Source organism: Rheinheimera mangrovi (assembly GCF_003990335.1).
GTDB lineage: Bacteria > Pseudomonadota > Gammaproteobacteria > Enterobacterales > Alteromonadaceae > Pararheinheimera > Pararheinheimera mangrovi.
Genome location: NZ_CP034683.1, coordinates 3369912 through 3390886, shown reverse-complemented (window position 1 = coordinate 3390886; position 20975 = coordinate 3369912). Strand labels below are relative to the sequence as shown.

23 protein-coding genes are annotated in these 20975 nt (G+C 49.0%); 12 read left to right on the top strand and 11 right to left on the bottom strand.

All coding sequences use genetic code 11. The features are described 5' to 3' along the window. Positions 1-25: 25 nt before the first annotated feature. Positions 26-760 carry a hypothetical protein gene (locus EK374_RS15345; RefSeq protein ID WP_127025408.1) on the bottom strand — a complete coding sequence of 245 codons (735 nt, stop codon included), beginning with the start codon at positions 758-760 and terminating at the stop codon, positions 26-28. Continuing rightward, the gene (locus EK374_RS15340; RefSeq protein ID WP_127025406.1) at positions 757-2457 is read right to left on the bottom strand and encodes a carbon-nitrogen hydrolase family protein; all 1701 of its coding nucleotides are present in this window, start codon (positions 2455-2457) and stop codon (positions 757-759) included. Before EK374_RS15340 ends, EK374_RS15345 begins: the two co-directional genes overlap by 4 nt. Before the next feature lie 108 nt (positions 2458-2565). On the opposite strand from EK374_RS15340, the gene EK374_RS15335 reads away from it, so the two are divergent. Both EK374_RS15335 and EK374_RS15330 read left to right on the top strand, forming a co-directional pair. Further along, positions 2566-3267, top strand: coding sequence for a hypothetical protein (locus EK374_RS15335; protein WP_127025404.1), 702 nt, complete (start codon positions 2566-2568; stop codon positions 3265-3267). A 3-nt stretch (positions 3268-3270) separates the two neighbouring features. After that, a complete protein-coding gene (locus EK374_RS15330; protein ID WP_127025402.1) occupies positions 3271-4617 on the top strand; it encodes an MFS transporter in 1347 nt (448 codons plus the stop codon). 48 nt (positions 4618-4665) lie between these two features. On the opposite strand, the gene EK374_RS15325 is transcribed toward EK374_RS15330, so the two are convergent. Together EK374_RS15325 and EK374_RS15320 are read right to left on the bottom strand one after the other, a co-directional pair. Further along, complete coding sequence (locus EK374_RS15325) at positions 4666-5106, bottom strand: DUF2141 domain-containing protein (RefSeq protein ID WP_127025400.1); 441 nt, start codon at positions 5104-5106, stop codon at positions 4666-4668. Positions 5107-5131: 25 nt separating this feature from the next. After that, positions 5132-5899 carry a GntR family transcriptional regulator gene (locus EK374_RS15320; RefSeq protein WP_127025398.1) on the bottom strand — a complete coding sequence of 256 codons (768 nt, stop codon included), beginning with the start codon at positions 5897-5899 and terminating at the stop codon, positions 5132-5134. Between the two features lie 254 nt (positions 5900-6153). Between EK374_RS15320 and EK374_RS15315 the strand changes: the two genes are divergently transcribed. Beyond that, positions 6154-6816, top strand: a complete 663-nt coding sequence (locus EK374_RS15315) for a hypothetical protein (RefSeq protein WP_127025396.1) — start codon at positions 6154-6156, stop codon at positions 6814-6816. Between the two features lie 7 nt (positions 6817-6823). Further along, the gene (locus EK374_RS15310) at positions 6824-7471 is read left to right on the top strand and encodes a glutathione S-transferase family protein (RefSeq protein WP_127025394.1); all 648 of its coding nucleotides are present in this window, start codon (positions 6824-6826) and stop codon (positions 7469-7471) included. Positions 7472-7583: 112 nt separating this feature from the next. Here the strand turns inward: EK374_RS15310 and EK374_RS15305 are convergent, their stop codons facing one another. The 4 genes from EK374_RS15305 to EK374_RS15290 are packed head-to-tail and all read right to left on the bottom strand — an operon-like array spanning position 7584 to position 11330. Then, positions 7584-8081 (bottom strand): flavin reductase family protein, encoded by a 498-nt coding sequence (locus EK374_RS15305; RefSeq protein ID WP_127025392.1) that lies wholly within the window; start codon positions 8079-8081, stop codon positions 7584-7586. Positions 8082-8101: 20 nt separating this feature from the next. Continuing rightward, positions 8102-9076: a hypothetical protein gene (locus EK374_RS15300; RefSeq protein WP_127025390.1), complete on the bottom strand. Its 975-nt coding sequence runs from the start codon at positions 9074-9076 to the stop codon at positions 8102-8104. Between the two features lie 26 nt (positions 9077-9102). Continuing rightward, entirely contained in the window at positions 9103-10488 is a 1386-nt protein-coding gene (locus EK374_RS15295) for an FAD-dependent oxidoreductase (RefSeq protein ID WP_127025388.1), read from the bottom strand. A gap of 26 nt (positions 10489-10514) precedes the next feature. Then, positions 10515-11330 carry a red chlorophyll catabolite reductase gene (locus EK374_RS15290; protein ID WP_127025386.1) on the bottom strand — a complete coding sequence of 272 codons (816 nt, stop codon included), beginning with the start codon at positions 11328-11330 and terminating at the stop codon, positions 10515-10517. Positions 11331-11516: 186 nt separating this feature from the next. On the opposite strand from EK374_RS15290, the gene EK374_RS15285 reads away from it, so the two are divergent. Further along, on the top strand, positions 11517-12737 hold the full coding sequence (locus EK374_RS15285; RefSeq protein WP_127025384.1) for an aromatic ring-hydroxylating dioxygenase subunit alpha: 1221 nt from the start codon (positions 11517-11519) through the stop codon (positions 12735-12737). Between the two features lie 82 nt (positions 12738-12819). Here EK374_RS15285 and EK374_RS15280 read toward each other — a convergent pair whose 3' ends face one another. After that, on the bottom strand, positions 12820-13410 hold the full coding sequence (locus EK374_RS15280; RefSeq protein WP_206099219.1) for a hypothetical protein: 591 nt from the start codon (positions 13408-13410) through the stop codon (positions 12820-12822). 95 nt (positions 13411-13505) lie between these two features. Between EK374_RS15280 and EK374_RS15275 the strand changes: the two genes are divergently transcribed. Continuing rightward, on the top strand, positions 13506-14312 hold the full coding sequence (locus tag EK374_RS15275; protein ID WP_127025382.1) for an SDR family NAD(P)-dependent oxidoreductase: 807 nt from the start codon (positions 13506-13508) through the stop codon (positions 14310-14312). Positions 14313-14393: 81 nt separating this feature from the next. Here the strand turns inward: EK374_RS15275 and EK374_RS15270 are convergent, their stop codons facing one another. Then, positions 14394-15080: a hypothetical protein gene (locus EK374_RS15270; RefSeq protein ID WP_127025380.1), complete on the bottom strand. Its 687-nt coding sequence runs from the start codon at positions 15078-15080 to the stop codon at positions 14394-14396. After that, complete coding sequence (locus tag EK374_RS15265) at positions 15070-15540, bottom strand: VOC family protein (protein ID WP_127025378.1); 471 nt, start codon at positions 15538-15540, stop codon at positions 15070-15072. Before EK374_RS15265 ends, EK374_RS15270 begins: the two co-directional genes overlap by 11 nt. A 69-nt stretch (positions 15541-15609) precedes the next feature. Between EK374_RS15265 and EK374_RS15260 the strand changes: the two genes are divergently transcribed. The 6 genes from EK374_RS15260 to EK374_RS15235 are packed head-to-tail and all read left to right on the top strand — an operon-like array spanning position 15610 to position 20973. Next, on the top strand, positions 15610-16464 hold the full coding sequence (locus tag EK374_RS15260) for an NAD-dependent epimerase/dehydratase family protein (protein ID WP_164731888.1): 855 nt from the start codon (positions 15610-15612) through the stop codon (positions 16462-16464). Then, complete coding sequence (locus EK374_RS15255) at positions 16465-17253, top strand: SDR family NAD(P)-dependent oxidoreductase (RefSeq protein ID WP_127025374.1); 789 nt, start codon at positions 16465-16467, stop codon at positions 17251-17253. Positions 17254-17269: 16 nt separating this feature from the next. Next, positions 17270-18088, top strand: coding sequence for a hypothetical protein (locus EK374_RS15250; protein WP_127025372.1), 819 nt, complete (start codon positions 17270-17272; stop codon positions 18086-18088). 23 nt (positions 18089-18111) lie between these two features. Beyond that, a complete protein-coding gene (locus tag EK374_RS15245) occupies positions 18112-19431 on the top strand; it encodes an MFS transporter (protein ID WP_127025370.1) in 1320 nt (439 codons plus the stop codon). Beyond that, positions 19431-20192: an alpha/beta hydrolase gene (locus EK374_RS15240; RefSeq protein WP_127025369.1), complete on the top strand. Its 762-nt coding sequence runs from the start codon at positions 19431-19433 to the stop codon at positions 20190-20192. Before EK374_RS15245 ends, EK374_RS15240 begins: the two co-directional genes overlap by 1 nt. Before the next feature lie 4 nt (positions 20193-20196). Next, positions 20197-20973: a maleate cis-trans isomerase family protein gene (locus EK374_RS15235; RefSeq protein WP_127025367.1), complete on the top strand. Its 777-nt coding sequence runs from the start codon at positions 20197-20199 to the stop codon at positions 20971-20973. Positions 20974-20975: the final 2 nt, after the last annotated feature.

The following is a 20975-nucleotide window of genomic DNA, read 5'->3' as shown; positions in this document are numbered from 1 at the left end:
CTCGCAAGGCCAGCTGGCCCGTTAACTAAAGAGTGTTACCTTGTAGTAAAGCCCGTAATTGCTGCCCGCTGGCCAGGCCGATTAAGCCATCAATCCTATGCCAGACCGGATCAATCTCCGTGGAGAAGATGGCGGCCCTGTTGGCTTTGTCACGCTGCTGCAGACTGCTTTCACTGACAGGAGACGCGACAGTGTCGGCGACCAACTTTTGCCAGTGCTGCAGATACTGTTGTACGTAGTGTCCGATTTGGCGAAAAGCTGTTTCATTGGCACGGTGTACCAGCATCCAAGGGGACATGGTGGCACGTTGGATTGGGGATACGTGCGCAGGCGCCAGGCCTTCGATGGCTTCGGCCTGCTGATACACTCCACTGAGTGGCTTGAATACCTGGTTCATGTAGCCGGTATGCTCGGCTAAATCGACTCGAGGGATCAGATCAAGGTGAAACGAGTAGTGGTCGCCTGCTTTGACTGAGTCGAGTGTAAAATGAGGTACGGCGCTATGGCTTTGGGTAAAGGCGAAGATCATATGTGAATCCAGCTGCATAGCAGGCACCACAATAGAACAGGTCACCAGCATGGCTAAAGGATCTCCATGGAATACCCGGACAAAACCCACAGGCCCTTGCACCATAGGCAGCTGGCTTGATAGCACCATGTAGGGGCCGCCTTCAGCAGCATGGCGTTCAGTTAAACCAAAATGGCTGACTATCGAGTCCAGTGTGGTATCACTTAATTGTTGTGGTAATGAGGTGCTCATGTTCGGGTTCCTTCTGGATGGCTTGGGCTGACCACCGGCTGCATAAATTGCCATGGGCGGTTGGCCAGTAAATCAGTGCGGTGTGAGCACACTTTGTTGGCTGCGGCGCGTGGATGAATTGTCGCGATCAATAAAGCACTGTCTGGCTGGCGCACTATGTCCGGCGCACTGAGCAAGCCGTCAAACTGGCGTGTCTGCCACTGCGTCATCAGGGTAAAATCCTGCTGTAAAGAGCAAATCAGGTTATTGGCGCAGTGGCGATCCGCTGCAATCAGATTAATGCGGTTTTCGGCGGCCCGTTCTACCAGTCCTGTACTGACCAGCCACAACTCTTGTAATGCCAGCGGCACCAAGACTATTTCAACACCTTGTAACGCCAGTAAACGGAAACTTTCCGGATAAATCGCATCGTCTTCACACAGCACAGCCACTTTACCGTGCGCGGTGTGGCAAACTTTAAAGCTATTGGCCTGAGTCAGGCCGCTATGGCGCTGGCTGCGGTGCACCTGTCCTTGTTGATAGAGAATACCTTGCTGGCTGATCAGCACAGCCAAATGCCTGGCGCCTTGTTCTGTATCTATGATAGTTGTAGCAATGTAAGTGTCGGCCAGCAGTACCTTTTGTAACTCTTTTACCAAAGCTGCTGATGTTTCAGCAGCTTCGCCAACGGACATGTCCGTTGATACGGCACAAAGCTCAGGCAGGCAGATCAGCCGTGCTTTATCAGCCTGCAGGCTTTCTACCGCTGCTACGGCAGAAGCTATAGCCAAAGCGCCGCTGCCAGTCACACTGGCTGCTGCTGCGATCACGCTGTCTGCGCCAGTAAAGCTGGGTAATTTTTGTGTGACCGGGTCTTGCACTAAAGGCTGGTATAAGTCGATGCGACGATCTGCGAATACATCTGTGCCATCCGGCCGATTTTTGTCTGTGGCCTGTGACAAGTCTATGTCGGCATAGATAATTTCTTCACTATGACCCGCTATGGCCAGCACTGTGCCATCCGGTGCCACAATTTGGCTGTCGCCGGCACCGCTTAAAAATTGCACTGGGATATTAATAGCGGCAGACACAGGTTCCAGCATCACCTCTGGGATCAGCGGGCCCACTTTATTAGCTGCAATGACAAAGACTTTATTTTCTGCTGCCCGCACAGGGATATGCAGATTACCTTCGTCTATGGCAAAGGAGTTCAGACTGTTACACAGCAGCTGGGCGCCGCGTAATGCCAGGCAGCGTGGCGTTTCATTGATCACTCCATCCATACAGGCATAAAGCGCCAGTTTGCCAAAAGGGGTGTCGACTATTGGACCTGGCTGCGTGGCTCGCTGTAAAAAGTCATTCTCGTGGCCAATCAATACCTGCTTATCTGCTTGAGCTAATAGTTCGCCTGTTGGTGAATACAATAAACTGGTGCCCGTAACCTTGTTGTCTGGCCGTCTGACCGTACAGTTAATCACGACATAAGCACCAGCCTGCTGCGCTGCCTGCGCTATGGCAGCTAAAAATTCCCCTTCCAAATCCACCGAAACCTGATAGCAGTGCTCTGCATTGTCATACCAGGAGTTGTGATTACAAAATTCCGGTAGCACAATAAGATCAGGTTGTTTTTTAGCGGCTTCTGCTACTATCGATACGCACTTGATTAGGTTTGCCGCCACATCATTTGTGGTGGCAAACTGCGCTGCTGCAACTTTCATTATTTTCCCGCCTTTAGTGATCGCTGTGCATAAAAAGTCTGTAGATATAGACACAATGTATGATTAGTATGTCATTATGTCAATACGGTACTTTAAGAGGAATTTGCTATGTATCAATACAGTCTGGTTTTAGCCTTAACTGATTATATTCCCATCATTTTTTCTGGACTGGGATTGTGGTTTACTGCCAAAGCTATAGAGCAACATGAGGCGTCTATAGCCAGATTAATGCGCTGGGCTACCTTATTTTTGGTGATGGGAGGGCTGTGTAAGGCAAGTTGGAAACTACTGATAGCCTCAGTGGATGTAAATTTGATCTGGTTGAATCATGCACTCTTTATGTTTATGGCTCCGGGTTTTACCTTTATTGCTTTTGCCATGTGGGCTGGACGCAGACAGTTGGCTGGCAAGCCACTAAAAGCCACGGCCTGGCGCTGTCCGGCATCGGCTACTGCTCTATTTGCGCTGTTAGCTGTGGGCGCAGCTATAGCGCAGGATGGCGGCCGTACCTGGTTTTTTATATTGCTGCTGCAGCTGACAGTTGCCAACATTCTCTTTACCTGGCACGCCACTAAATACAGTGTGATGCGGCAAAACCGACTGGCTGGTGTGCTCTATGTGCTGAATATCATTGGTGTTTTTGCCATGTCCGGTTTTGCCCGTGTTGGCGATTCCAGTGAAGCCTTCCAATGGCTGGCGCAATTAACCAACACAGCAACTCAGGGCAGCCTGGCGCTGGCTGGCTGGTTACTATGGAAAAAACAACATCAATCCTCAGCAATGGGCACTCTAGCAGGCAAGGGAATTTAACTTATGCATGATAATTACCAGCGCGGCACCACCTTTCTTGGTGTAAAAACCAGCCCCGGCGTGTCAGGGCTGAATATGACAGTGTTTTACGCTACCTGCCTGGCTTCTATATTGCTGGGTACCTTTATGAATGCTTTTCAGCCGTTTTTATTCAGCGAAATTATGGCGATCCCAAGGGAGCAGCATGGTGTTCTGAGTGGTAAGCTCAATTTCGCCGGTGAAATCGCCATTATTGCGACCGTTGGTCTATGGGGCGCAGTGTCTGACACTGTAGGCCGCAGGCTGGTGATGACGCTGGGCTTTATTTTGGTGGGATTGGCATTTTATCTTTATCCTTCTGCCGGATCAGTCAATGAACTGATGGCGTACCGGGTGATTTATGGTGTTGGTATTGCCGCTGCAACCTGCATGATTGTTACGCTGCTGGCTGACTTTGCCGAAGATAAAAACCGTGGTAAGGCGGCTGGTTTTCAGGGGATTTGCAACGGTATAGGTGCTGTGTTGGCCTTGTTTGTCTTGCTCAGACTGCCACAGATTTTTCAGAGTCTTGGCCAGGATGCAGTGCAGTCCGGATTCAGTACTTACTATATAGTAGTGGCATTTGCGCTGGTGATGGCGTTGCTGTCATGGACAGGCCTGAAATCCAGAGCCTCAAAACATGATACACCGAAGATCCCGTTGCTGAGCATGGTGGTGAATGGTGTGAAGGCTGCTAAAGATCCCGGTATTGCTCTGGCCTATGGCGGCGCTTTTATTTCACGGGCTAATCTGACCATAGTTGGCGCTTTTATGACGCTGTGGTTGTCAAACCATGGCGTAGCGGAAGCGGGGATGAATGCTGCTGATGCTTTGAAAAAAGCAGGTATTGTGGTGGCTATTGCTCAGAGTGTGGCTTTGTTCGGTGCGCCGTTTTTTGGCATTCTGACCGACAAAATCAGCAGGGTGAATGCATTGCTTATTGCTTTGTTTATCTCGTTTGTTGGTTATACCAGTACTTACTTGATCAGTGATCCGTTTGGCTCCGCCATGTTAGTGGTGGTCGTCATTATAGGACTGAGTGAAATAGGTGCCATTATTACCTCAGGCGTGCTGATAGCGCAGCAAACTCCGGCGGCTAATCGTGGTGCAGTGATTGGCATTTTTAACTTAAGTGGCGCTATAGGTATTCTGGTATCCAGTCTGATTGGTGGTTATTTGTTTGACCACTGGGATTACTCTGGGCCTTTTGTATTTATAGGTTGTTGTGCACTGTTGGTGGTGATTTGGGGCTTGATAGTGCGGCATAAGGTGGTGCCTTATCAGACAAAGCTTCCGGTTGAAACTGAAGCGGCGTTAGAACCTCAGGCGTAAAGTGAAAGTCCCGGCTACCGCCATCAGGTTGTAGCCGGGATTTGTTTATTAAATATTGACTATATCAAGCTGGTGACTGGTATTTTTTTCGTCAAACACAAATACCGCGTCTTTAAAGCTTGGTGGACCCATCTTGCCTTTGGCGTTGTTGGAGATGCCAACAGGCTCACGTGGTATACCAATCCAATTGGTTTTCAGTTCGTTATTGCTATCGGTATCGTGATACACCTGTATGGCATAACTGCCGTATGCTAAAGGCAATGCGACTTCGGCATTTGCCAGCAATTGGGCGGCAGGAACCTTTTGCTGTAACAGTATTTCTTCCGCTTTATCCGACATCCAGTTTTTGCTGTTGCTGTACACCTGTATAACGACTTGTCCTTTATCAGAGCTGATGCCCTTGATCGACAGGTTCAATGTTTCGGCTGTCGCCAATGGACTGACCAACAGAGCAAGAGCCGACAGACAGCAACGAAATTGTATAGTCATAACAAAGATCCTTTTTTGCCAAGTATTATTTCATAGAAAACTGCATTTCAAACTGATACTGATCAGGCCTGTACAGCGCATACATATGATCAATCAGTTGACCTTTTTCATCATACATAGACCTGTCCAGCACCAATAATGGCCTGCCAACAGGGACTTCTAAATGGGCACCTGTATCAGCGTTTGATAAGGTTGCAGTGACCGATTGTTGTACTCTGTCCAGGGCTATACCCATTTTGCGGAATATATCGATACGTGACATCTTGACCAGATTGTCTTCGTTATAAAACTCACCGATATCACGGGTCCAACTGACAAAATAACCAAAAGGCTTACCATCAGCGCAGCGCAAACGTACAGACTGCACCAGTGTATCGTTCGGGCCTAAACCAAACCTCTGTTGAATATCCAAAGGTGGTACCAGTTTGGCGAAAGTTAAAGATTGCACGACAGTTTCCTGTCCCATCACTTTTAAACTATCGAGTAAGGCGGCTAAGGGCGCCTGCAAATGTTCTGCTCTGTGCTTGTAGGCAACATGCGAACCTTTGCCACGTTGACGGGTGATATAACCTTCAGCCGCCAGTTCATCCATAGCCCGCTTTGCTGTTATACGGGATACCTCAAAAGCTTCTGAGATCTGGTGTTCAGTTGGCATTTTCTCGCCATGGGGAATGTCGCCATGATGTATTTTTTCTTTCAGATACAAATACACCTGATGGTAAAGCGGCGTGGGTACATTGTTCCACAAAGCCGATTTCAGCCTTGAATCAGCTAACAGTTCTTCAAATGTCATGATTGCCCTTCGTTCTTGTGTTTGGCTGCATAGATTGGCATTAAGCACTGCCCTAAATGATATAACAATAAATCAAATATAGCTAACAATCTTGCTTATGCCAGACGTTTTTTACCCTAAGTCAGCAGCGGCAGTTTTAACCTCAGCTTGCGGTTTGTCAAATTGCCCCTGCGCTAAATATGTAAAGCTATAGCATCAATCTAATGTACTCAGCATGCCAGTACAGACCTCCATTCTAAAGGTTTTGTTAACATATGAATGATCTATTAATTATAAAATTGCTACACCTGTTGTTTTTCGTCTACTGGCTGGGTGGAGATTTAGGCACTTTTTACGCCTCCCGTTTTTTAGTGCGCCGGGGACTAAATACGCAACAACGCAGCATTGCGTTCACTATTATGATGGGCGTTGATCAGGGACCCCGGCTTTGCATGCCTTTAATCCTTGCATCAGGCATACATTTGGCTGTTGGCATGGGCATGATACAGGCCCCGGCTGCTCTGGTGCCGCTGGTCTGGCTGATTGCATCTGGCTGGTTCGCTATGGTGCTGTTACTGCATTTTGGCCATGGCCGGTCTTATGTGCCCTCATTAACCCGCTTCGATTTTATCTTCCGTATTCTGATGATCCTGTGCTGCGTTGGCGCTGCTACGGCAGGCAGTGCCGCTGCGTTGATGACAGATCGGATGGCGGTGAAGTTAGTAGTTTTTGCCGCATTGGTTGCGTGTGGGTTGGGGATCCGGCTAAGTCTGAAACCTTTTGGCCTGCTGTGGGCGCAAATGCTGAGCCAGGGGATCTCTGAACAAGGCGATAGTCAGCTGCGCGCGGCGCTGGCAAAGGCGCGTCGCTATGTTTATTTAATTTGGGCTGGATTGCTGGTCAATGCTGCCATAGGTATTCATTTAATTAGTCTATAGGTGTGGAATGAAATTACTGAATTCTGATCTGTCGCCCTATGCGGGCAGGGTACGTATTTATCTGCGAATGAAAGGACTTGCGGTGGATATAGTGCCACCTGATGTGCCACTGCGAACCGTCGAATTTTTGCAGAAATACCCTTTTGGCAAGATCCCACTACTGATTAATGACGATGGTGGCTCTCTGGCCGAATCCTGGAGCATTATGCAATATCTGGAGACTTGTTACCCTGAGCCGCCACTGCAACCGGCTGATAACTGGCAACAGGCACAAATGAATGCGCGTGGCCGTTTTGCTGATACGCATCTGGCACCCGCCGCTTTTCCGCTGTTTGGTCAGTTGATGGGCAGGGGCCAGGTGGATCTGCAGGCGCAAATCGAGGCTATTAAATTTGAACTGGGTAAAGCTGATGTGATTTGGCGTCAGATAGGCGCTTTGCCTGAACGCGCTGTTGATTTGGCTGATATTGCATTGTTGCCTGTGCTGTATTTTGTGCTGGCCTTACCCAAACTTCTGGGCTATCCGCATGATTTACTGAGTGGTTTTCCAGCATTACAACACTGGTGGCTGCAGATGCAACAGATTGAGGCGGTCAAACTCAGTCTGACTGAATTGGAAAATGCTTTTAAAGCGATGAGTGCAAGAAGCGCATAAATACCAATGTTTAACAGAGGGCTGCAGCAGATAACTTCCGTTGCAGCCCTTTTTTATATCAGAAGGTATATGTTTACTGTCGGGACTGTTCTGACCACAAGAGCGCTCTGGCTTAAGCCAGAGCAGCCTCTTCCAGCAGAGCATAACGGCCGCGATGAAACAGCAGAGGATTATATTCTGTGGCTTTAAAATCCAATACTCTGCCAACCAGAATAATATGATCGCCGCCTTCGTATTGATGTTCTGTCTGGCACTGGAAACGAGCGCAATACTCTGTTAGCAATGGCACCCCAGCTATGCCCTCTGTAACACTAACTCCACTGAATTTATCCGCACCCTGACGGGCAAACTGGTTGGATAAATCCTGCTGGTGCCCAGCCAGCACATGAATGGCGTAGTGCTTTGCCTGAGTAAAGGCCTGCAAAGATAAGGCGCGTTTATCAATACTCCACAACACCAGCGGTGGGTCCAGTGAGACTGAATTAAAGCTGCTGGCCGTCATACCCACCTGTTCACCTGTGGCCGTCAGGCAGGTAATAATAGTGACGCCGGTAGGGAAACATCCCAGCGTCTGGCGAAACTCGCGACTGTCAAAGATTGGATTATGCATAGCGCACCTTGGGTTGGGTGTTAAATGGATGCGTAATTGGCTTTGAGCACATTGTCGCCAGGGTGCCAGTCCAATACACCAAAGGCAGTGTATTTTTCCTTGTTACCCTGATAAAAGTTCCAGACCGAGCACAAGGTGAAATTTTCATCTAACAGCGTATCGCGGCTTTTCAGTTTGAAAGGTTCGCCATAAAAATGCTGAGTGCTCCACAGGTAGCGGCCATAAGCGCGGCCATTACCAAACACATCAGGCCCTTCAAACTTATGCACCTGGTTGGTGCGGCTGCGCTGATAACTAAAGGTGCGGTTAATTATGCCTGTCATTTGTACTGTTACTTTGGCACTGGTCAGTGAAGTGGGGAGGTAGTCGATGATGACAGCACTGGTTCCCAGTAATTCCTGATGTTCATCGTACACCTCAAACTCACCACGCCACTGGCCCGCCAGTTTGACCGGTAAAATAAAGGGCGCGCTGGCACGTTGTTGTTCTTGCTGTAAAAAGTTTTCAACAAAGGCCTGAGTGTCTTTATTGTCGGCGTGATCCTGAGTTACCACATACAGGCCGTTAAACACAGCAACCAGAGTGTCGGCTTCAAATAACTGTGAAGAGTACACCTGCAGGCCTTGTTTTGGCAGGATCAGGTTGACCGTGCGCAAATCAGTATTCCAGCCGGGGGAGTAATAGTTGGAGTCAACCAGTAAGCCATAAGGCCTGCCTGATCCAACAAAGTCCGGGCCGCAGTACACGCGGTTGCTGTCACTGTCGATCACACCAAACTCGAAACGGGCACCCGCGGTATCAAACCTGTTGCGCAGTGGGCCGCTATTACGGAAGTTGGTTTCCATCCAATAGGTGGTGCGGTCGCCTTCAAACACACTGGCGCGGTTTACTTTATTAAATCCGGTATGGTTACCTTCGGCGTCAAATACAGAGGGCAAGCCATGCCATTCGCCTGTGATAGCTTGTTGAAATTTACTGGGTTGTTTCGCTGACATAGTACTCATCCATCATAATTAAGTGGTTATTCCGGTAAAATGGCCGGACACTGTTTACTAAGTTCCTGGCTAAGGCTGGTTTGGTCGCCGGTCAGGGCGTATCCCAACAGATGGCCTTGCTGGCTGATAAAACGTGCTTTGACACCGCTTGGCTTATCAACATCAATATGCCATTCGCCACTTTGGCTGCAGGCAGGCAGATTGACGACAACAGGGTGCAAGCTGGTTTTCACTGAAACCGGCATCACGCCGTAGCTCACCGCAGTGGCGTTGCCATTCAGAGTCTTCGCCAGAGCTTTGACCTGCGCTAGCAGCGGTAACACGTACACCAGCACAGTACCGTCTACTTCAGCGCCATCACCTATGGCGTAGATATCGGTTTGTGAAGTTTCAAGATAGCGGTTGGTGACAATACCATTGTTGGTGCTGATCCCGGCGAGTTGCGCCAATCTGAGATCAGGCCGCACACCAATGGCACTGAGTACCAGATCGGTTTCGATCCGCTTGCCATTGCTCAGCTGCGCAAAGAGTTGGTTGCCTTCCCGATGCAGCCCTTGCAGCAGGCTGCCAAAATGACAATCTGCGCCTTTGGCGATAAAAGCCTGAGCCAGACGGCTTGAGGCTGCTTGAGGTAACATCTGATACAGCGGACCTGCCAGTGCATCCACTAGCGTCACCTGATACCCGGCCTGCAGTAAGTCATTGGCATATTCACTACCAATTAATCCGGCCCCTGATACCAGCACACGTTTTTTCTGGCTAAGCAAGGTGCGCAGTTTGGCGTAATCCTGCAAGGTGTTGACGTTGATCAGTTCAGCTGCAGCGTTGCCGGTTAATTTCAGCGCTATGCAGCTGGCACCTGTGGCCAGCACTAATTTTCCATAGCGGTAGCGGGCACCATTTTGCAGTTCAATGTACTTTTCAGTGGCATTGATTGCAGTAACAGTACTGAAAATATGAATATCGGCCTGATAGGTTCGCGCCATTTGTTCCGCGCTGGCTTGCACCAGCTCTGCTGCCGTTTTTTGCTTGCTAAAGCCGGTAGAGAGCTGAGGTTTAGAGTAGTAACTGCCATCGTCTGCAGTAAAGAGGCTGACGGGGCTTGCCGTATTCAGCTCCCGCAAGGCTTTGAGCAGATTGTAACCAGCCAGACCAGTTCCGATGATCACAATGGGCGCTTCATCCGATGCCGCAGCTGCGACTACAGCGTTGCTTTGCTGTTGCGCAACTTGGGGTATCGTTTTGGCCACCATGTCAAAATCGCTTTTACCTACCCCACATTCCGGACATAGCCAATCATCGGGTATGTCCTGCCAGCGGGTGCCCGGCTCAATGCCGTCCTCTGGAGCACCTTTGGCTTCATCATAAATCCAGCCACAGACCTGGCATTCCCACACTTGATAAGACGACATACTACACCTGCCTGCGAAGTCTTAAGTTAGTTACCATCTGGCCGTGGCAATGTGCGATTGCCGCCCCATAAAGTGGCCACCATTTGTTCGGCAGTTTCACGGCCAAATAAACGTTCAGCCAGATTATTCGCCGGATCCCGCAGGCAAATATTACGACGTATAGTTTGATCACGTTCCATCAGCTGTGGGCGTTGCTCCAGTGGAGTTTTTTCCGCTTCGTCCACCCATTTCAGCCACATATCAAGGCGTTCATGTGCTATTTTTTCAACAATATCAATTACTTCAGGATCCGGATCCGCACAATAACCAACAGCTGTCGGTGTCATAGCGATGCGGGTGTACAAGTCGCGGCTGATAAAAGGCTTAAAGCGTTTATCGGCCTGTAAGCTTAGATATTCGCCATTCACCGGTTCGTAGTACTTGTCGGTGTAGTCGATATCTGCCAGCAGATCGGCGCGGGGAATAAAATCCATGTACAGAAACAAGTCCGGTATGGTGCCCAGCGCAAAGCCAAAGTTAGGGACCAGATACTGGGGGCCGAGGCTTATCGTAATATGCATATTGGTAAAGCTGGATTCCGGCGAGCCTATGTACGAATGAATAAGCCAGTCAATTTCTTTGCCTGAATAGGCTTTCAGACTGCCTTCACCTGAGGTTTGCGACAGTGTTTTGTAATCCTGAAAGGATGCACAGCACGGATCGAGACTTAATTCGAAACGGGCATGAATTTTCGCAATCATCTTTTCTGTAATACCCCAAAGCCGTTCAAATACAGCTCTGTTGTTCACCGAAGGATTCGCTTCTACCAGCTCAATAACGGATTTCAGTATTTTTTCGCCCATAATAATTTCCGGTTGCCATTTTAATTTAAGTGATAATGTTATATTAATATATCAAAATGGCAATAGGCAAAGTTTTTTCAGTTATCCTTAGCTAAAATAAAAAAATCATGGGTATCAGTGAACCAATAGTTTGTGTTAAACATATATCAATGTGTTATGAATTGACGTCTAAGAGGACACCAGAAAATGCTCATCAATCTGTGGTACGTGGCAGAATGGTCTGACAAAGTAAAAGACAAGCCTGTAAAAACAAAGCTACTAGGACAGGACCTGGTATTGTTTCGCGATCTCACCGGCAAAGTACATTGTACCGCCAATGTGTGTTTGCACCGGGGTGGTTCGTTGGCCGGAGGTTGGCTGAACGAAAAACGTGATTGTGTGGTATGCCCTTACCATGGCTGGGAATATGACGGCAAAGGCAAGTGCAAAAAGATCCCGTCAGAAGGGAAAGATTTTGTTGTTCCGCCGCGTTTCCGTATCGATGCTTACCCGGTCGAAGAACGTTATGGCATGATTTGGGTCTTTATGGGCGATTTACCTGAAGAGGAACGTTACCCCATCCCTGATTTACCACAATATGGTGATCCGGGTTGGCGGGGTTTACCTGCCGAATACACCTGGAAGGCTGAAGCCTCAAGGGTTGTAGAAAACGGTATTGATATAGCGCATGCCTCTTTTGTGCATCCGGTATTTGGTTACCCAAGTACAGCACCAGATAACTACATTGATTCTGTTGAAAAACATGAGTGGTGGGGCCGCTCCACCAACGTGATGTATCCGCCACAACTTAAAGGTGGTTTTTTGGGGTGGCGTAAGTGGGTTCGTAAAGACAAGCAGGAAACCCGCGTGCATCCTGAATGGCAATTGCCTGGAATGGTCGTACGTATTCAGATTGATTTGCGGCCCGGCTGGCAAATTGTGATGTTCGATGCCAATACGCCGGTCGACGAACATACCACCAGAACCTTTGCCTGGCAGTTCCGCTCCTTTATGAAATCTAAGTTATTTGATAAGAGCTCACACCGCCGTCTGGTGACTATTCTGGAAGAAGATGCCCGTATAGTGGAAGCCACTAATCCGTATTATTTGCCGGAAACTCTGGCCAATGAAGTCTCGGTAAAGTCGGATAAATTTATGAGTACCTTCCGTATGGCAAGGCGTAAGTTAATTGAAGAAAAAGGCTGGCATATTGATTTTGCTAAACGTGACAGCTATCAGGGACGTACCGTATTAACTGTACCATCACCAGTTCGCCGTGAGGCGGCAGAGAATGGCCAGAAGTGGGTGTTTGAGGCTATGCCTCTGGTTCCGGCGGTGAAGCAGCCTAAAGAGTTAAAAGCTTTTGAAAAAGCCGTCTCTGAATTAACCACAGATTCTGCGAATTCTGTTGAAGTCATTGTTGACTGAGTCATCTTTATCGCTGAAATCTCAGCACCTTTAATGCTCTGGACGAGCATTAAAGGTGCTGTTTTCTAGCCAGAAACACCAGTTAGCTTTTAACTAAATGCTGCCAAATCGTTGATCTAAAAGGTTCTTCGTGCACCGGGCCTTCAGTACCTCTCGGATCGAGCGCGTGCCGTTGTTTACTGCATGGCGATAAACGTGTGCCTTTGGCTGTTAAGGTTCTTACCGCTTTACCGTCCCGATACAACACGGTATGGCGTATGCGCTGGCCAGGTGCGGTCAGAATTATAAAATCCGGCTCCATATACACATCAGTTCCCTGATCCAATTGTCTGGCATTAAAGGTCAAAATACCGCTACCGCCGGACATGCCTACATTTTCATAAGCGCCATCACCCAGCGGATCAAACACCAATAAGCCATCTTTCATGCGGGCAGTAAAGGTTTTTGCGCAAGCTGGCCTGCCGCGAAAATGTACGTTGGTCAACCAGAGTTGCTCACCGTCAAAGTCTATGTAGACCAGATTATCAAAAGGGGATTGCCCCGGAGTACCGCTGCCCGCTGCAGTGTCATCCGCTAAGGGCCTGCCGTCTAATTCAAACAGCTCCACGCTGTCATGCCAAATACCACGCATTTGCATCAGGGTATGTCCTACGCTGCCTTCGGCAAATTTCATCTTCGTGTTGCTCCTATTAAGAAAGTGCTGATGTTGTCTTGCATTATGCTGAGTTTGTTTGTATTAATGTTATATCAATAATTAAGGAGGAAAGCATGAAAAATGTTGTGATCACCGGCAGTACCCGCGGAATTGGTTATGGTTTGGCCGTTGAGTTCCTGAAAAAAGGCTGCAAAGTGATGATTTCCGGTCGGGATCAATCCAAAGTTGATCTGCTGGTCAGTCACCTTGGCGAACAGTTTGGTAAGGACAAAGTGGTGGGGTTGGCCTGTGAAGTGAGTTCAGCTCCAGCCTTAACGGCCCTATGGCAAGGCGCTGCAGCTGCATTTGGTCAGGTCGATATCTGGATCAACAATGCGGGCATCAGTATCGACCGGCAACCTCTGCATCTGCAACCGGCGGCTGACTTGCAGCGGATTGTCGATACCAACCTGACCGCTGTGTTGCTGGCCAATAGCATAGTGCTGAGCGGCATGCTGGCGCAGGGCAGTGGCCAAATCTGGAATATGGAAGGTTTTGGTAGTAATGACGCAACGCAGCCTGGTATGGCAGCTTATGGCGCAACCAAAAGGGCTGTGACTTATCTGAATAAAGCACTGCAGAAAGAAGTCAAAGGCACTGCTGTGCAGGTCAATACCCTGAGTCCGGGCATAGTGGTCACAGATTTATTATTGAGTGATTACGATCTGAAATCTGAGCAGTGGAAAAAGGCGCGGAAGATTTTCAATATACTGGGTGACAAAGTTGAAACCGTCACGCCTTGGCTGGTTGAGAAAATACTGGCGACGGACGGTTCCGGCGCCAAAGTCGCCTGGCTGACTGGCGGTAAGGCGTTCCGGCGTTTTCTCACTGCTGGTTTTAATAAACGCGATCTGTTTGCTGATTTGCCTTCTGCATCCTAGAACACCACTGTGGCTTGCTTTACTGCTTCACCCATGGATGGGGGCAGTTTCACGTAGCGCAGAGGCTGGCTTAGTGCAGATTTAACCTGGCAGTATATGATTGTTGATTTGCCAGAGATGCTCAGCGTCCTGTTGCCAGTGGTATGCCATTAATAGCCCTAGGTCGTTCAGGACAAAACCCGCATTTTTCTCCTGATAATGCCCTCCTCTCATACCAAAATGCTGCCCGTCGTTTGCCTTGTCAACCATCCTGAAACTTTGTCTGTGATCCAGCTTAGGTTGCAGCTTATGTTCAGCTGCTGTGCTTATTTCAATATCAGGCAGTAACAACTCGCAGTAATTCTGTTCCAGTGCTTGCAACATAGTGCCGCTGAAAATACGTAATAAAGGGAAGAAGTGCCAATTTGGGCCAACAGTGCCTTGCCATTCTTGGTGTGCCTGACGGCAATACCATGTCGTCTCTGTGATCAGGTAGCTGGCTTTTGCTGGCGCAGTGCCGCCTTGCTGATAGTAAAGCTCGCAGTGTTGCTGCGGGCCAAGTTGTTGCCAGTCTGCACTGAGCAACAATTGGTACTGCTGACTGCTACGCAGGCTTTGTATCAGTTGTGCGCCTGCCGCAGTGCGGCCTGTGCGCCATGGCTCAATAATATCAGTCGCTTTGCCATTGAGATGATAACTAAAGTAGCCGTGCTGCAGCCATTGGCTGTCCGCTGCCGTGGTGAAATAGGAGTTTAGTGCGCTGATGGCAGAGCCATGATTAATATTCATTTATTTCTATCAGCTCTATTAATTGTCCACCCGTGGTGGCTGGATCGAGATACACCATTTTTTTCTGGCCAAACTGTACCAGTCCGTTGGGAGTGACATAACCAGGATAAACACCTCGATGTGCCAGCAGCTGAAGTGCGGCACTTAAGTCAGACACCCGCCATGCGACATGATTGATGCCGGCCTGGCCACTTTGCATGGCTAACATCAGTGTCAGATAAGGGTCAGCTTTTGGCTGGATCAATTCAATCTCCTGACCGGCAACGGTAAAAAAGGCGAATAACACCGGCGAACAATCTTGCTCTGCCTTGGTGGCCGGAACACGGCGTATGGTGCTGCTGTCGACATCATACAGCTGCTGCCACTGCTGTAGTGCGGCCTCAAGATCGGCAACGACAAAACCAACATGCTGCAAACCCAAAATAAGATTTTTTAATTCAGTGTGCGCTAAAACTGTCATAAGGACTTGTATCGCTTGTTAAAGTATATATGATATAACAATAATACATTATGAGGTTGGATGCTAGCGATGAATATTCTGATTTTAGGTTTAGGCCATATTGGCAAAGCCCTGGCCAGTGAACTGAAAGCCTTAGGGCACAATGTCAGCGGTACGACCACAACGGCTGAAAAGGTGTCGGCTTTATCTGAGCTGGTTGACAAGGTTTATGTATTGAAAGGGCAGGAGGGCGAAAAAGTAGCTGCTGCCGCTGAAGGCGCTGATCTGGTGATAGTTACCGTAGCTCCCGATGTGCGTAAAACCCGTAGCAAAGAAGAGCGCGAGCAGCATTACCATCAGGTGCTGGAATTAAGTTGTCAGCATGCTGCAGCTGCTTGTCCCCGGGTGATTTTTCTGTCGTCTTTTTCTGTTTATGGTGATGGTGGCCCTGGGGATGATCCTATTACTGAATTGACCCCGACCGGCAATCACGAAGAACCTTCATCGAAATACTATCAGGCCGCAGAGCGTTTTGTACTGCAAAGCCCAGAGGGCTGTGTGCTGCGTTTCCCGGATATGTATGGCGCTCCGGGCGATATGGATTTTCCAACCCGGGTAAAAATGGCACTGGATTATTTTGGTGGTAAAACAGTGTTCTCTGCAGATGCGCCGCTTTACGCTATTCATTTTGCCGATGTGGTACAGGCTGTGCTGCACAGCATCAAACAGAACCTCAATGGTGTGTTTAATGTCTGCGACAACAGCAGGGTTCCTCCTTCGAATCAAGAGGTGTTCTCGGCTATTTGTCGTGCCCATCAATGGCCGGAATTAAGCTATCTGGGGCAAATCAAAGCACCCAACCGTAAAATATCCGCTGATAAAATTGCTGCCACTGGCTATAGCGTGCAGCAGAGCGATCCCAATACAAAATGGCTGGAGTCCTAAATGAACATTGTTATTACAGGGGGCACTAAAGGTATAGGACGGGCGTTGGCTGAAGAATTCTGGCAACAAGGCCATCAGGTGCTGGTTTGTGGTCAGAACTCTGCTGAGCTTCAGGCTCTGGCAAAGAGCAAAGGTGGCGAACGTTTTTATGCCACGTCCTGCAATATCCGTGAGCTGGCTCAGGTGGAATCTTTGCGTGATTTTGCTCTGCAGCAGATGGGCAGCATAGATATCTGGATTAATAACGCAGGTTTGGCAAAAACGACCAACAGTATTTTACAAACTTCGCAACAAGACCTCGAGACTATGGTAACAACCAACATTTTGGGCACCATGCAATGTTGTCGGGTGGCTGCTGTACTGATGCTGGCTCAGGGCTATGGCAAAATTTTCAATATGCTCGGTGGTGGTTCAGACGGAGAATATTTTGCCGGTATGGGGGTCTATGGCAGCACTAAAAGATCGCTGGATTATTTCAGTACTGCACTGGCGAAAGAGCTGGCTGGCAGTGGCGTGATAGTCGGCAGGATCCGTCCAGGCATGATCATTACCGAAGGTGTGGTACGCGAAGCAAAAGCTGACCTGGCTAATTTTCAGCGCCGCCGTCATTTCGCCAACCTGATTTGTGATGAACCTGAAACTGTTGCGCCTTATCTGGCCGCAGAAATACTCAAATGCAATAAATCGGGCCACAAAATTGCCTGGTTATCCAGCTTAAAGATCAGCTTGCGCATGCTGCGTGGTCTGGTCAACAAACCTCAAGATAAATTCAGCCGCTATGGCTTGTAACGCGGAGTAGATTGTGATGTCAGTGAATAAAGAAACCAAAACGCTGGATGAATTTCTGGCTGAAAACCCGAATGTCGATGTGACTGAGTACTGGCGACGTTGCTGGGGTATTTTGACGGCGTTAAAAGATAAAATCGCCGCCCGTTTTCCGCATCTGGAACAGCATCCTTCTACTTTTGATCGCGAGTATTACACCTCACCTAATGGGGAATGGGAAGGCAGCTATAAGGCCTGGAGTGGCCAGGGCGTGGAGTGGTTAGTCAATTCCTGGATTGGTAATCGTCAGGCCAGTATTCTCGATATGAATACCACCGCATTTCTGGACCAACAAACAGATGTGCCCCATCTGGTGATTGTGTTTGGTACTGTGCCGCACCTGTTTTGTTACTGCGACTACACCCCGCGTCGTAACCTGCTGACAGACATCAATTATCTGGATAAGTACTTCAATGATGAAGTCAACGACTGGTATATGAAACTGCGCAGCAATCCAAACTTCCACTGGTCTGTCAGTCATGGCCAGTATATGCGAGCACTCAATAATCCGGCCACCCAAAGTCTGATGGGGGAGCTGAATCACGCCAACATCGATATCTTTGAAACCTACCTGCATGAAATGGTGGACCGCTGGTTAGGCTGGCTGGATCAGGCTACTGCTGTGCCTGAAGCAGAGCGGACCCTGTTACAGCAGCACGACCATACCATTCGCGAAATGTGTTATCGCCGTGATCCAATGAACAAACTGGCGGTGAAAGTCTTTGGTGAAGAAGAAGTGGCCCGTATGGTGGACCTACGTATGGGCAGTGAGCAAATTAAGCAACAAAAGCGTTATTAACAACCAAAGGTCAGGGGGAGCAAATGAACAAGAGAATGCTAGGCATTTCATTAGTTGATGGCGTGAAACGGCGGAACCTGTTGTGCTATTTGTTTGTTGCTTTGTTATCTTCCGGTTATGCAGGGGCCATGGCTATTTTGCAACCAGGTCTGCTGCAGGTGATGGGGATCCCTCTGGAACAGCAAGGCAAACTGACCGGCTTGTTAGGTGCCATTCAGGAAACTGTCTTTATCCTGCTACTGGCGGTGTTTGGCGCGCTGGCCGACAAGTTCGGCCGCCGTATCATTTATGCCACGGGTTTACTGGTTTGTGCTCTGGGTTTTGTGCTCTATGGTACAGCCAGCTCAGTGACTGAATTGGTGTTCTATCGTGTGATTGTGGCCATAGGCTCGGCGGCTATGCTGGGCATGATGGTGACAGTAATAGCCGACTACACCGAAAACAGCACCAGAGGCAAAGCCAATGGCTTGCAAGGTTTTGTCGCTACGTTAGGTGCTTTTATTCCACCGGTTCTGGCCAGTTTTCCGCGTTTATTTGTTGATGGAGGATTTAGCGAAACTCAAGCTCAGCAAGCAACTTTTGCACTGACCGGTGCTTTGGGGGTTGTTGCGGCCATAGTGGCATGGTGTGGTTTATCGCCTTTGGTGGGCAAAGTGCATCAGCAAACGAAAACCAGTGTGGGACAGATGCTTAGGCAAGGCGGTGCTGCGGTGAAGGATCCGGCCATAGCTCTATCTTACGGCGCTGCTTTTATCTCACGTGGTGATTTAGCGGTTACCGGTGCCTTTCTTGGTTTATGGCTGGTGCAGCATGGCACAGCACATTCAGGCATGACACCCAGTCAGGCCATGCAAAGTCTGGCTGTCCCTGCCGTGTTGACCGTGGTCAGTGGCGCCATGATAGGGTCGCTGCTGATGGGATTTATTATCGACAAAGTCAGCAGAGTCAGGGCCGTCACTATTGCTTCTGGTTTAGCAGCACTGGTGTATTGCAGCATGTTTTTGGTCACAGATCCGACAGCTGGCTGGGTGTTTCTACTGCTCTTTGCCATGGGAATAGCGGAAATCAGCGCTTTTGTTTCCAGTCAGGCGCTGGTGGGAGAGCGGGCACCTGCCGCCAGCCGGGGGGCTGTGATTGGCTTTTTTGGTGTCGCTGGTGCTGTAGGCATTTTAGTTGGCACAGCGGGCGGTGGTTATTTGTTTTCAGTGGTTGGCCCGGCGACACCTTTTGTGGTGTTTGGCGCACTAAACGCTGTGGTATTTGTCTGGAGTTGGTGGGTTAGAACCGGCACAGTTGTAGAGAATAAGCAGTATGCAGCTTCTGCTGTAAAAGGAGTTTCGTGATGATCAAAAAACTGATTTTGGTTTTTATTGCCCTGGTGGCATTACTTTTTGCTGGTGTCGCAGCCTGGATGTCTGTGCCTTTTTCTTATCAAAAAGATCTGACCGCTGCCGCCTTGCACAGCGATCAGAGGATCAGTGTAGGTTTGTCGCCCTGGTTGAGTTTTACACCTGCATCGACTGAACCCAGTGAAGGCATTATTTTTTATCCGGGAGGCAAAACAGCGCCAGACACTTTTGCGCCTGTAATGCGGGCTTTGGCGGCTGAAGGTTATCTTGCTGTCATAGTGCCGATGCCCTTGAATACGGCATTTTTGGGCATAGACCAAGCTGCAGAGGTTATGGCAGCTTATCCGCAGATCAAAAGCTGGCACCTGGTGGGGCATTCGCTGGGGGGGGTTGCTGCAGCCGAATTTGCCAAAACGCATGCCGACCGTCTGGCCAGCCTGATATTCTGGGCTTCTTATCCTGCCAGTGACTTACACTCTCTCCCAATTGCTACTGTGTCAATCGCTGCAGCGCTGGACGCTGAATCAACGCCGGAAAAAATTGCCCTGAACAAGCCCAAATATCCAGCCACTACTCTGTTTATTGAAATGCCGGCGGCCAATCACTGGCAGTATGGTTACTTCGCTGACAGCCTCAATACCGAAAGCAAGTTACGGGATAGGCAAAGCCAGATTGATGAATTACTGCAACATACCCTTACTTTTATCCGACAGCAGCACACCGCATCGACTGCTGCTATGCAAACAAAGGAATAATCTGATGACACTTGATTACTATGGCTATCGTAAAAAGTTCGCTGTACTGGTGCCTTCAACCAATACAGCTGTGGAACTGGAATACAACAAAATGCGGCCTGAAGGTGTGGTTTTGGCCACCAGGGGTTGTGTCATTCCGCCTTTTAAAGTAACCAACGAGCAGCAATTTGTCGAAATGGTCAAAGCCATTGGTGCAGCGACTGAACAAGGATTACGGGATGCGCTGACTTGCCGGCCCGATCACGTCATTTTTGGCTATTCCGCAGAAACCTTTTGGGATGGCAAGCAGCGTTCTGACCGCGAATTCGCCCGCTACAATGCCATAGCCCAGGAGATTGGTGGCTGTAATGTAACCTTCGGTGCTCAGGCCATTATGGATGCATTAAAATGCTACCCAGGGGTGAAAAAGATTGGGGTGATCACTCCTTATATGCCGGTCGGCGATCGTCAGGTGGTGACCTTTATGCAAGACATTGGCTACGAAGTGGTGCGCATTCAGGGCCATTGCTCACAAGGTCCGGTAGAGATTGCCCATGAGAGCTTTGGTAAAACCCGTCAGTTAGTGCGCGAGGTAGACGGTGATGACGTTGATTTAATCCTGCAGGCCGGTACCAACCTGTACTTTACCGAGCTGGCTGCACAATTGGAATGCGAACTGGGTAAACCTGTGCTGGCTATCAATGCACTGACGTTCTGGCATGCGTTACGCTCCAATGGCATTACCGATCGTATTCATGGCTTTGGTTCCTTGTTGTCTGAACATATTGCTATACCGGAGTAAGC